5 protein-coding genes are annotated in these 13,287 nt (G+C 56.8%); all 5 read left to right on the top strand.

Annotated elements, in window-relative coordinates; genetic code table 11:
* The first annotated feature begins 557 nt into the window (after positions 1-557).
* The gene (aceE, locus tag AC5P9N_RS07570) at positions 558-3,245 is read left to right on the top strand and encodes a pyruvate dehydrogenase (acetyl-transferring), homodimeric type (protein WP_087921324.1); all 2,688 of its coding nucleotides are present in this window, start codon (positions 558-560) and stop codon (positions 3,243-3,245) included.
* 1,009 nt (positions 3,246-4,254) lie between these two features.
* Positions 4,255-6,270 (top strand): UvrD-helicase domain-containing protein, encoded by a 2,016-nt coding sequence (locus AC5P9N_RS07565; protein WP_099594699.1) that lies wholly within the window; start codon positions 4,255-4,257, stop codon positions 6,268-6,270.
* A 22-nt stretch (positions 6,271-6,292) separates the two neighbouring features.
* Positions 6,293-9,538: a helicase-related protein gene (locus tag AC5P9N_RS07560; protein ID WP_099484914.1), complete on the top strand. Its 3,246-nt coding sequence runs from the start codon at positions 6,293-6,295 to the stop codon at positions 9,536-9,538.
* Positions 9,531-11,390, top strand: coding sequence for a DUF1998 domain-containing protein (drmB, locus tag AC5P9N_RS07555; RefSeq protein ID WP_099484913.1), 1,860 nt, complete (start codon positions 9,531-9,533; stop codon positions 11,388-11,390). The genes AC5P9N_RS07560 and drmB overlap by 8 nt, the downstream gene beginning before the upstream one ends.
* On the top strand, positions 11,391-13,136 hold the full coding sequence (locus AC5P9N_RS07550; protein WP_099484912.1) for a nuclease-related domain-containing DEAD/DEAH box helicase: 1,746 nt from the start codon (positions 11,391-11,393) through the stop codon (positions 13,134-13,136).
* Positions 13,137-13,287 lie beyond the last annotated feature (151 nt).

Genomic DNA, 13,287 nt, shown 5'->3' with positions numbered 1-13,287 from the left:
GGTAAACGAGTGTGCAAACGATATATCGATATATCGAAGCCGGCAATCATCGATCCGGCCACAAGCAGGTCTGTTTTGGGCCACGGCCAGCCCCGCGCACGGCAAAAGGGGCGCCCCTTGCGAGGCGCCCCGGGCAATGCTGTGGAAGGGAGTGAGGCAGGGCCAGACGGCGGACCGAGGCGGGCGAGGCCAACACTCGAGGTCTACCCTGAGGGCACCGCCGGGGCTGATCCAGAGGCAGGTGCGACACGTTGTCGCCGGTTCAGCGCCAGCACGCGGAGCCGACACAGGTGGCCCCGGCGCTGCCCCACAACCGTCATCGGCCGCGGTAACACTGCGTCCTGCACATGGGCGCAGCAGCCCGCAAGCGACACCCTGCGCAGCCGCCAAGGCCCGCCAATGCGCCCTCGCACGGCCTGGCAAGCCCCTTGCGGACACTGGCCGGTTGCATCCATACGCCTGCGTAGCCAAGTGACGAAAGCCCTTGGTGCGCTACACTTTGCGGTCTAGAAATCTATACAACAGTCGCGCGCGTGCGTGCGGTTATGGGAGCGCTAATGAACTGGTTGAACGAGGTGCTGAACAACGACCCGAATCCTGTGGAAACCCAGGAGTGGATCGAGTCGTTGAAGGCCGTTATTGATGTCGAGGGCTCCGAGCGCGCGCATCAGCTGCTGGAAGGCATGGTGGAACTGACCCGTCGTTCGGGCGCCTACCTGCCGTTCTCTCCCACCACCGAATACGTCAACACCATCGAACCGCAGTTCGAGGCCAAGAGCCCGGGCAATGCCGAGCTGGAATGGCGCATCCGTTCGATCATCCGCTGGAACGCGATGGCCACCGTGGTCCGCGCCAACCGCAAGCCGGGTGACCTGGGCGGCCACATCGCCTCGTTCGCGTCCGGCGCCACCCTGTACGACGTGGGCTTCAACCACTTCTGGCGCGCCCCGAGCGAAAACCACCCGGGCGACCTGCTGTTCATCCAGGGCCACAGCGCCCCGGGCATCTACGCGCGTTCCTTCCTGGAAGGCCGCATCAGCGAAGAGCAGCTGGACAAGTTCCGCATGGAAGTGGACGGCGGTGGCCTGTCCTCGTACCCGCACCCGTGGCTGATGCCGGACTACTGGCAGACCCCGACCGTGTCGATGGGCCTGGGCCCGCTGGCCGCCATCTACCAGGCGCAGTTCATGCGCTACCTGGAAAACCGTGGCCTGATCGAGAAGTCCGACCGCAAGGTGTGGTGCTTCATCGGCGACGGCGAGAGCGACGAGCCGGAAACCCTGGGTGCCATCGCGCTGGCCGGCCGTGAAGGCCTGGACAACCTGATCTTCGTGGTGAACTGCAACCTGCAGCGCCTGGACGGCCCGGTGCGCGGCAACGGCAAGATCATCCAGGAACTGGAAGGCGTGTTCCGTGGCGGCGGCTGGAACGTGATCAAGCTGCTGTGGGGCGGTTACTGGGATGCCCTGCTGGCCAAGGACAGCGACGGCGTCCTGAAGAAGCTGATGATGGAAACCGTCGACGGCGAATACCAGAACTGCAAGGCCTTCGGCGGCGCGTATACCCGCGAGCATTTCTTCGGCAAGTACCCGGAAACCGCTGCGATGGTTGCCGGCCTGAGCGACGACGACATCTGGCGCCTGAACCGTGGTGGCCACGACCCGCACAAGGTGTACGCCGCCTACCACCAGGCCGTGAACACCAAGGGCATGCCGACCGTCATCCTGGCCAAGACCGTGAAGGGTTACGGCATGGGCAGCGCCGGTGAAGCACTGAACCCGACCCACCAGACCAAGAAGCTGGACGACGAAGCGGTGCGCCACTTCCGCGACCGCTTCAACATTCCGGTGACCGACGCGCAGCTGGCCGACGGCCAGGTGCCGTTCTACCACCCGGGCCCGGATTCGCCGGAAGTGCAGTACCTGCAGGAACGCCGTGCCGCGCTGGGCGGTTACCTGCCGCAGCGCCGCCGCAAGGCCGACAAGACCTTCGTGGCGCCGAAGCTGGAAGCCTACGAGCGCCTGCTGAAGAGCAGCGGCGAGCGCAGCTACTCCACCACCATGGCCTTCGTGCAGAGCCTGAACATCACCCTGCGTGACAAGGAACTGGGCCCGCACATCGTGCCGATCGTGGCCGACGAAGCCCGTACCTTCGGCATGGAAGGCCTGTTCCGCCAGATCGGCATCTACGCGCCGTTCGGCCAGAAGTACAAGCCGGTGGACGCGGACCAGCTGATGTTCTACCGCGAAGACCAGAGCGGCCAGGTGCTGCAGCAGGGCATCAGCGAGCCGGGCGCGATCAGCTCGTGGATGGCCGCCGGTACCAGCTATTCGGTCAGCAACGTGCCGATGCTGCCGTTCTACATCTACTACTCGATGTTCGGCTTCCAGCGCGTGGGCGACATCGCCTGGCAGGCCGCCGACATGCGTACCCGCGGCTTCCTGCTGGGTGGCACCGCCGGCCGCACCACGTTGAACGGTGAAGGCCTGCAGCACGAAGATGGCTTCAGCCATCTGGTGGCCGGTGGCATTCCGAACGTGCGCAGCTACGACCCGACCTTCGGCTTCGAAGTGACCGTGGTTCTGCAGCACGGCACCAAGCGCATGATGGAAGACCAGGTGGACGAGTACTACTACGTCACCCTGATGAACGAGAACTACACCCACCCGGAAATGCCGGAAGGCGCGGCCGAAGGCATCGTCAAGGGCATGTACCTGCTGACCGACGCCGGCAAGCCGAAGAAGGGCGAGCTGCGCGTGCAGCTGCTGGGTTCGGGCACCATCCTGCGCGAAGCCATTGCCGCGGCCGAGCTGCTGGACAAGGACTTCGGCGTGACCGCCGACATCTGGAGCTGCCCGAGCTTCAACGAACTGCGTCGCGATGGTTTCGACGTGGAGCGTGCCAACCGCCTGCATCCGGAAGGCGAGCAGCGCAAGGCCTACGTGACCGAGCTGCTGGAAGGCCGCCAGGGCCCGGCGATTGCCGCCACCGACTACGTGCGTGCGTATGCGGACCAGATTCGTGCGTTCGTGCCGATGTCGTACACCGTGCTGGGTACCGATGGTTTCGGCCGTTCGGATACGCGTGCGAACCTGCGTCGGTTCTTCGAGGTTGACCGGTACTACATCGCGCATGCCGCGATTGCGGCGCTGGCGAAGGAAGGGAAGATGACCGCGAAGGATGTGGCCCGGGCGATCAAGCAGTACAAGATTGATCCGGAGAAGGCTAATCCTGTTGGGGTTTGATAGAAGAAAGAAAAGGCGACCGATAAGGTCGCCTTTTTTTTGGTGAAACGTCACGCGGCATATCGGATATTCATAGGCGCTCGATGAATGACGTCTTCTGATTTCAAACGTTCGAAAGTATGCCGACCCAACTTCTGCTCGTGCCGCGCGGTTGATGTAGCGTCTTTTCCGCTTCTTAGATCGCCATCCACTGCGCTCGGTGGTGGGAGTACTGGTGCTAAAAAGGGAAATCTAGTCCTTGGCCATGCAGAGGACGACGGTCGACGCTCAAGCAATACCGGTGCACAAAATGCTACTTGAGGACATGGGGCCCGCGTTCCGGCACTCTTCTCGGCTGCAAATAGCGCGTTATGAACTTCTGCTTCAGCCATAAATGCACAATGGCTGTCTCAAGGTAATGCCAAGGCCGGTGAGGATTCAGTCATCGTTCTGGTGCGTCACTTGTGGCCTTCAGGGGCGCCCATGCGGGAGGCGATCAATGACCGAAGCGTAGTCCAGAATCGTCGATGGTCAGGAAACATTGCGGATATCACGCAGACACGAGTCCAGTAGCGGATTCTGCCGTCGATTCAACGGGACGGGCGTGAAACAGTCATGCTGTTGATCATTGACTCGAACGTGCCGAATAGTCTTATGGCGTTGTCATGGCCAAAGGTACGATCAGCTGCATGGAATTGACGTTCGTGCAAACCAAACGTCGAGAGACAGGTCGCCTAAAGGATCGATTCGCGTCGATCAAGATTTCGATTTCATTGATCACGGCGGAGCCTTGGCTAGCTGATGCAACATATGCTAGCTGCAAGGCTCCACCCAAGGCGGGTATAGAGGGGAGCCATCCCGTTACCGACTAGTGTCCGGTGAGTGCTTGGCTTCCTCGCATCCCGTCCCTACGCGCGGCATCCGGTAGCTTGGTCAGCAGTAGCTTAGTTAGCATTCGTAGGATTAGGGCGATACTTGGATCACGCCCTTCCAAGCAAGCGAGCGAAACTATCGTACGGGCTTCCTAGAGATGGTGGGTCTGGGGTATTGTTTGAAACTCAGTTCAATCTCTCCGGGGGGGGGGGGCGTGGAGCGAAAGAACCTAAGGACTGACATGGAAGTTGCGTGGGTAGGGGATACAGATCAGCGCCGAGTTGCTTGGGCTGATTCTGAAGCGCGAATGATCGTGATGGCAGGTCCCGGAACGGGAAAGACTGAGGTTTCTGCCCAGCGCTTGATTCATCTACTGCGGTCTGGCCTCCAACCTGCACAGATACTTGTGCTTTCATTCTCCAATAGTGCTGTCCGCACGTTGACGCGTCGGCTGGAGAAGCAGGTCGATACCGATGCTAGCGTACTGGAGGATTTGAGATACTTGGCGATCCGAACGTTCGACTCATGGACGTTCCGGATGCTCCGCTTGGCCGGAAGAAGCACGCCGGAGCTAATGGGGCGGGAGTACGATCAGAACATCGAGGCGCTTGTCGATCTGATCAATAGCAATGAAGCAGAGGCTATTCGTGGCCAACTTAAGCAAGTTCGCCACGTCATCGTCGATGAGTTCCAAGACTTGGCCGGTGTCCGTGGAGCCTTGGTAGCTTGTCTTCTTGAGGCCCTTTGCGAGAACCCGTCGATCGGCTTCACCGTTTTGGGCGACGACGCTCAGGCCATTTATGGCTTCTCGGTAAAAAGAGCTGGTGTGGATGCGCGGTACTCTCATGTTTCCACCGCCTGGCTGCTCTCCGAACTGCGGAGGCAGCACCCTAGTGTGGAACAGGTCGTCTTGGACCGAAACTACAGGTCCACCAGCGAGCTGGCCGCGAACGCGCAGAAGCTGCGAACGGTAGTCAGAGGTGCCGGGAGTGGGAGGGACAAGGCAGAAAAGTTAGCAAGGTTTGTCGATGACCTGCCTGAGCTAACGGGTGCGCTGGGCTACGCCTTATTAGATGAGATGGGCGAAGGCACTGTTGCCATCCTCACACGCACTAATGGAGAGGCGTTGCAGATTGCCCAGAAGCTGGGCGGTACTGGCGAGCAGGCTGACGTCAAGGTCCGGTTGGGGTCTGGTGCAAAGCAGCGCTCCGCGCCGGGGTGGATAGGTGCGCTGCTTGGAAGGATAAAAACGGAGTCGGTTGCTCGATCGCACTTGTCGAGGATCTATCGGCATGTGACTGGCAGCGAAGCAGGACAAGCTCGCGCACTGGCTCTCTGTATGCCGACTGAGGACGTGGCATGGAAGCGACTCCTCCATGCTTCTGGTAGCGCAACAGGATCAACCAGCTTTGATTTGAAGGAGCTCCGGAACCGTATGCCTTGGCCGGACGCATTTCCAGACGACGAAGGTGTCTCAGACCCTACGGTTAGGGTGCTGACGGTGCACCAATCGAAAGGAATGGAGTTCGATTCGGTTGGGCTGTTCAATGCCAGCGCACCGATTGATGATGCAGAAGAAGCGGCTCTCGAGGCCGCAAGTCTCTCATTCGTCGCCATTACGCGAGCTGGCCACAAGCTGGTGCGGTTGCCAAAAAAATCGGTCTATCCCCTTTACCAATGGCGAGATGGTCGGGGTAACAGCCGTTGGAACAGTATCCAGAAATCTCGACTCAATGTGGAGATCGGACAGCCAAAAGATCTCGAGGCCCTCAGTTTTGTGGACACCACGCTCCACGGAGGAGAAGATCAGGTGATAGATCTTCAAAATTTCCTTGCGGAAAATTCGGCAGAACTACAAGGAAGGAAAGTCATGCTCTGCAAGCGTCCAATAGTCGCGGGATCAAAGTGCCAAGTGTATGGAATCCATATTCAGGAGGGTGCTGAGGCAGGTCGCCTTCTCGGCACAACCACGAATAGTCTGACGTTTGATCTGCTGCGAATTATAGGGAAAGGCCGTCGATTGCCTAGAGCTCTTTTCAATCTCCGTATAGCGGATGTGGTCACCGTGCTCAGAGATGGGGATCCGAGAGAAGGAATATCTAAGGAGTTCAGCATAAGTGGCATGTGGTTGGGTATCCAGTTACACGGCGTTGCTTTTGGTCCCAATATCTGAGCCTCATAACGGTACATAGCCCATGTCAAAAGTAGCTGCCCGAGATAATCTAACGGAACTCATGGTGTCGGTCCTGCATGGTCCGTACGCTGCTGATGAGTTGCTAAAATCGAATCCTTCAGATACCTATCTGACTGGCGTTCTGTGGCCGAAAGACTCAACACTAGATTCGCTGGAGGATGATGGGGAGGGCGATCCGCTCTCGGATGGATCTTTGGGGGCGGCTGAGTTCACGATCCCAGGTTATCGCGCAATTCGTCCTTGCTCCATCGGAATTACCTGCATTATTGAGAGCGGCGCCTCGATTGAAGTCTCCTTGGCAGGCACTGCGCGCTACAAGGCAGAGGTCGTCCACGGCCGGGAAGAAGAGTTTCGCCCGATCGAGGAAGGTAGTCCGCATCAGAGCTATGAATGGAGGCGAAGCCCACTGGACTACCGCATCAAGATACTTGACAGTGAATCTAGGTCCCATTGGAGGACAAGCAATTTCCTAAGTGACAGTGGTCAAGCTGTCTCCGACCCTGGATTAGCTATCGACATAAAGCGAAGAGTCGGCGATGGAGTGATCGTACTGACCGTAACGCTCATTAATCTGCAAGTGCGACCTGAAGAGTGGGCCCTGTCCGACGTTGGCAACGTCTTCCAAGCAAAGATATCGATTCATGCCCATGTCGATGGAGCCCCCGCCATCATTGCCAGACGGAGCTTGCCAGTCCCTACCGATGAGGATCAGCTTGTCAATGCGCTGCTCTATCGCGACGTTGAAGAGTACGCGGTTGGGCATGGAGTTTCCGCGCACTGGCCCGATGAACTCTCCGGAAAGATGCCTTGGGTGGCGACGTCGTGGTTGCCGGTTGTCTCCGTGAAGGGAATGGATCCCAAGGGACACGCGCGATTGAAACCGCTACAAACGAGCAGCGAGAACCCTTTCTCTGCAGCTACGTTGGCTTCTGGCACGCAATCTGAATGCTGCAGCATGTTGGATAAGTTTGTCGAACTATACGCGGTCTGGATCCATGAAGAGCTTCAGGCTAGGAAAAACACTTTCACTGACTCTCTGCTTCGTGCGGCGGAGCTTAACCTCACGCGATGCGAACTGACGCTGTCTAGGCTTCGCAGAGGAGTGGCAATACTCCGAAAGTCCGATGAGGCATGGCGTGCATTCGCACTCGCAAACAGTGCAATGGACATTCAAGCACGCTTCCCGTCGAAAGGAGATCGGGCTGGGCCTTTGGTCTGGCGTCCGTTCCAGCTCGCCTTTCTACTTCTCGTTGTCCCGTCGCTGGTCAGTCCTGAAGAAGATGCTGAGGCAAGGCGTTGCATGGATCTGCTTTGGTTCCCCACGGGTGGTGGTAAGACAGAGGCTTACCTGGCGCTGACGGCTTTTCAGATCTTCTATCGTCGATTGACAAGCGCACCGCGGAGAGCTGAGGGCGGTGTGGACGTTCTCATGCGATACACGATGCGACTTCTGACAATTCAGCAATTCCAGCGCGCTACAGCTCTCATCGTGGCTTGCGAGCAGTTGCGCTTGACTGATTCAGTATCCTTAGGCAATGCGCGGATCTCGATTGGCCTATATGCCGGTGGAGACGCGACGCCGAACCGGATAGGGGACGCACAAGCGCGACTGGCTGATGAGCAGCTCGGCGCAGAGCCCGCCTCGACGCCGCGGCAGCTACTCGAATGCCCTGTATGTGGTGCGAAGCTGTCATCCCATGCCTATACGGTTAATGCAGAGAAGCTACAGATGGCCATCGTCTGCGCGGCACCGTCATGCCTTCTGGGCGGAAAGGCGCTGCCCGTAATGACGGTCGACGATGTCATCTACGCGGAGCCCCCGTCCCTACTGGTGGGCGTCGTAGATAAGTTTGCGCAGCTCCCGCGACGCGGAGATATCCGGAAGCTATTTGGACTCGATTCCGAGCTGCGTCCTGGCCTGATTGTCCAAGACGAGTTGCACCTAATCTCAGGGCCCTTAGGGTCAATGTCAGGACTTTACGAAGCCGCTATTGATCGATTGTGCACAGTAGATGGCATTCCTCCGAAGATCATTGGTTCGACCGCTACCATTGGCCGTGCGGCTGAACAGGTCAGGGCGCTATTTGATCGGGACGTTCTCCAGTTTCCACCACCTGGCTTTGACTCTAAGGACTCATTCTTTGCGATCAGGGACGATCAGGGGCCTGACCGCAGATATATAGGTTTGGCATCCGCCGGACGCAGTCCAAAATTTGCGCTTCAGGCAGTGTTGGCGGCGGTTAGCCAGATCGCGGCGACGCTGCGGGAAAGTGGGAGCGTGACTGAAGCTGATGTAGATCCACTCTGGACTTGTGTTGCGTACTTCAACAGTTTGAGAGAGCTCGGCGGCGCCCACGTGCTCGTGATGGACGACGTTCCCCGGCAGATGCAGTTCATTGCCACAATGTTGGGCTCTAGTGCTCGCGTATATGAAGACTATGCAAAGGAGCTGAGCGGCCGAGCATCGACTCGTGAGATTCCCCAACGTCTTATAGAACTTGGGCAGTCACTCGGTGGAAGTGATCCGTTCGCTCCAATGCCTGTAGATATGGTTCTCGCTAGCAACATGATATCCGTGGGTGTTGACGTCCCTCGCCTTGGACTAATGGTGGTAAATGGGCAGCCAAAATCAACGGCGGAGTACATTCAGGCTTCGAGTCGCGTGGGGCGAGGTCTGCCTGGCCTCGTAGTCACGCTCTACAATTTTGGCAGACCGCGCGATCTATCCCATTTTGAGCACTTCAGCAGCTATCACGCCGCTCTTTACAGGTCTGTGGAGGCCACGAGTGTCACTCCATGGGCTGCACGGGCTAGAGACAAGGCACTGCATGCCGTATTCATTGCGTTAGTACGTAATCTTGTTACTGGGCTCCTAGGTGATAGGGATGCGGCCAATTTTGACCCCAATCATCCAATCGTGAAAGAGGTTGCCCAATTTCTTCTTAGGCGCGCCGACGCTGCTACGCGAGGCTTAGAGTCCGTTGATGCTAGGCATGACCTGACGGAAATCATCGATGGTTGGCACAGGCGCGGCACAGAAGCGAAGGCTGCGGGTGGGAAGCTTAACTATTGGGAGAAGGCGACGCCGTTCGGTAAGCCCGCGCCGGCGCTAATGTACTCCGCAGAAGGCGGCCTAAGAAGAAGTGGTGCGTCTTGGCCGACGCCCAATTCAATGAGGGAGGTGGAGCCTTCATCCGCGTTCATTTGGAAACAAATTAGCAAGAAGGAGGCACTTGCCGATGAATAGTCGATTCAGCAAAAAGCCCGGTGCGGATAGCGCGCCCGCAATCAAGGCTGTAGGTAAGGTGCGACGATCGCAGGTGATCTCGACATACGGAATCGGGGCGATTGTCGACCTCGAGGCTGGTTCATTCATGGGAATGGGGCTCGACGATTGGAGCGGAGCGGGTCGCGCCGGTTCGCTCATCACCGAGTCAAGGTTGCAGTTGCAGCTTGGTGTCGATCATTTCAGGCTCCCACCTGTTGCAACTGATGTCATGGGCGAAGCTGGAATGGTTGATGCCCGTGCGACCCTGCCTGCCATCAGATTTCCCGAATGGCAAGAATGTCCCCGATGCCACCGCTTGGGTCGACTTCAGCAGCCATTCGAGCAGGCAGCTGATGGCAGTCGAATTATATGTCGTGGATGTGGGCCAAAGGCTTTCGTTAACCCTGTCCGTTTCGTGGTTGCGTGCAGGCGCGGGCATATTGAAGAGTTTCCCTGGGAATGGTGGGTCCACGGCAAGCAGGTCTGTAGCGGCAACCCACGCCTATTCTTGCGTTCGCACGGAAAGTCCTCTTCGCTTGGAGATCTATTTGTTCAGTGCGATACGTGCAAGCAGACGAGGTCAATGGCGGATGCGTATGGGGAGGCTGGCATGCAGGGCCGGAAGTGCAATGGCACCAGGCCTTGGTTGTATGATCGAGTCAAGGGCTGCGAAGCTCCCCCGCGAGTTATTCAGCGTGGTGCTTCCAATGTTTACTTTCCAGTAATCGCGTCCTCTATATCAATTCCGCCAGCATCAGAGGCTGCCTTTCAAGTCATCGAAGAAAATTGGGTGACTCTGAAGGCTATTCCAGAATCAGCCATGGAGGCAGTTTTGGCTGGCGTCTCGGAGGCATATGGCATAGATCTTCCAGGTCTCCTGCGTGCGCTTGAGAGTAAGCGATCCTTCGGTCAGACCAGATCCCAGTACACCGATCTAATGGGTCGATACGAGGAGTATGTCGCGTTATGTGAGACTCGGCACGATGACACCGAGGGCGGTTTCGTCCCCCAATTCAGAAATACAGTCTCCGATGTTCCGGACCGCATCTCCGGATGGTTCGATCTAGTGGGGGCAGTATCGCGGCTGCGGGAGGTCCGTGCACTGGCAGCATTTGCGCGTATAGAACCTCACCCCGTAAGTACAGAGCAGATCGCATCAGCGATCTCAGAAGGTTATGTCTCGCCTCTTTCCAAGCGATCAGTCAATTGGCTTCCCGCTGCGGAAATTCGAGGCGAAGGAATATTTCTACGATTCAGAGCGGAAGCTATTGACAGTTGGATTCAGCAAAATGCAGAGATGCAGCGGCGTGCGGACATCCTTGAAGAACAATCAGCACGGCTCGCCTTTGAACGGGGCTACACACGTGATTACAAGATAACTCCTAGGTTGCTGTTGGTTCACTCCTTCTCTCACGCGTTGATCCGGCAGCTCTCCATGGACTGTGGATACTCGTCATCAGCACTTCGAGAACGCTTGTACGTGTCTGATTCAGTGCCAGGTGGAGGTGTGATGAATGGCGTTCTCATATATACAGGATCACCCGATTCTGAGGGGAGCCTTGGCGGATTGGTGCGCAATGCATCCCCAAAGCTTCTAGAAGGGGCGGTTCTTAGGGTTGTTGAATCAACTGCTTGGTGCGGCAGCGATCCTGTTTGTTTGGAAACAGACCCTCGCCAAGCGGGCGAGCGCATTAGTGGTGCAGCTTGTCACTGCTGTTTGCTCGTGCCGGAGACAGCATGTGAGAAATTCAATAGGGAACTGGACAGAACCTTCCTCGTCGGAGATTCTGAACGGCTCTGGCGCGGCTTCTTCGAAGAGGAGGCGATTTAGTTGGCCACGTTGATACCAGATACTCCTAAGGATTGCACTAATAGTGAGCGCGTCCTTTTCGAACGCTTTGAGCGAGATCTTCGGGATCATCCAAGCTGGGTAGTCTTTCATTCTTTGGGATTGGCGGATCATCAGAAGAAGATCTGGGGCGAGGTCGATTTCGTAGTACTTTCGAATAAGGGAATTTTCGTAATTGAAGTTAAGGGAGGAGCCGTAGTCTGTAAGGACGGAAAATGGACTTATGGAAGTGGAGCACGCGCATACACCAAGACGGAGGGTCCGTGGGCGCAAGCTGGCGGTGGGATGTTCGCTCTGCAAGCTCGCCTAGACAAAGAAGATCCCCGATTAGGGCGCCTGCTCATGGGTTTCGGTGTTGTAATGCCCCGTGAAACATTCATGGCCACGGGTCCGGAAATTGAGCAGGGAACACTGCTTGACCAAAGGCAGTTCAACCTCAACTTAGGGTTCTATATCGGCCGCTTGCAGCGTCACTGGGAAGACCTTTATAAGAAACGGCACGGCAAGATCCCGCCTAGTCCAACGGATGATGACATCCGTAGGATTCGTATTCTCCTAAGGCCAGACGTGGAGAGCTCGATCAGCCTCGGGAGTGATCTCAACGGATTGAATAGCGAGCTGATTCAGTTGACGAATCGCCAGATAAGAGTGGCTAGAAGGATGTCGGCAAATCCGCGATCCATCGTCCGAGGTCGTGCGGGGACTGGCAAGACGATTCTTGCGCTTGATCGAGCTAGGCAATCTGCATCGAAAGGAAAAAGTGTTCTGTATCTCTGCTTCAATAAGCTCTTGGCATCGCACGTAAAATCAAATCTTGCATTGGAGAGAGTGTCTTCGATCTCAGTGAGGCACATACATTCGCTCTATCGGGAGGTCATCGATAAAGCAGGGTATGCCGACAAGCTAAGCCAAGCTGGAATGCGGGAGCATGATTTCTTCGGGAAATTGATGCCGTCTTTATTTGTTGATGCAGCAATTGAAGTCGACTTCGATCCATTTGACGTGGTAATTGTGGATGAAGCTCAGGATCTAATGACGTCAGAGCACCTTGATGCGATAGATATTATCGTCAAGGATGGACTGAATCGAGGGAGCTGGCACTTATTTGTAGATCCACTTCAGAACATCTATGGCGGTGACGCTGATGCCGTGGGCGTGCGCTTGGAAGGCGTGGGAATAGTATATGACGACCTATTTGAAAACTGTAGGAATACTCGGCAAGTTGCACAGCAAACGTCTATTGTGTCCGGGGTCGATATGGCAATTGAGGGCGCGATTGACGGTGTCTCTTGCGAGTGCAGGTTCTCTCAGAACCGTGAGGCGTCAGTTCAAGTGCTGGTTCGCGAGGTGGAGGGCTTGCTTAGTAAAGGTGTTGATCCTGCAGATATCATTATCCTGTCCACAAGGCGAAGGGAAAATTCTTTAATTGCTGAGCTGGATCGGATTGGTGGGTTACCCATTGTGGATCTGACAAATTCCAACGCGAGGCCTGGGCTGCAGTTCTCTACGATGCATGCATTCAAGGGTCTAGAGCGCAATATAGTTGTGGCCATCGATATCGATCAAGTGGGTAGCGAGGAAGTGGCGATGCTTCACTACGCGGGCCTCTCTCGAGCGAGGGTGCTCTTAATTCCGATAATGTGTGCGTCTGAGAGGCCTGGGTATGAACAACAAGCGTCTGCATTCGGTCGCCGGCTGGCGTTGTGTAAGACGCCGTCCTTGTCATGACCGCCCGCTGTCGCGGAGTTCGGGCCTATGGGTCTGCTGGCTAGTTCGGAGTACAGCTTCGCACTCGTCGACAATTGCTTGGACTGCTGGACAGCTGTTACATCGACGGGTGCAAGTCGTACGTTCCTCTTGTTCAATCAAGGCGCGTCCC

The sequence above is a fragment of the Stenotrophomonas sp. YJH_SMC_6 genome (genome assembly GCF_059371335.1).
This window is presented reverse-complemented; position numbering and strand designations above follow the sequence as displayed.

Excerpts from the sequence above, each read along its gene's own strand:
- AC5P9N_RS07565 (WP_099594699.1), top strand. The coding sequence starts at position 4,255 with ATGGTGGGTCTGGGGTATTGTTTGAAACTCAGTTCAATCTCTCCGGGG.
- drmB (WP_099484913.1), top strand. The coding sequence starts at position 9,531 with ATGAATAGTCGATTCAGCAAAAAGCCCGGTGCGGATAGCGCGCCCGCA.
- AC5P9N_RS07560 (WP_099484914.1), top strand. The coding sequence starts at position 6,293 with ATGTCAAAAGTAGCTGCCCGAGATAATCTAACGGAACTCATGGTGTCG.
- aceE (WP_087921324.1), top strand. The coding sequence starts at position 558 with ATGAACTGGTTGAACGAGGTGCTGAACAACGACCCGAATCCTGTGGAA.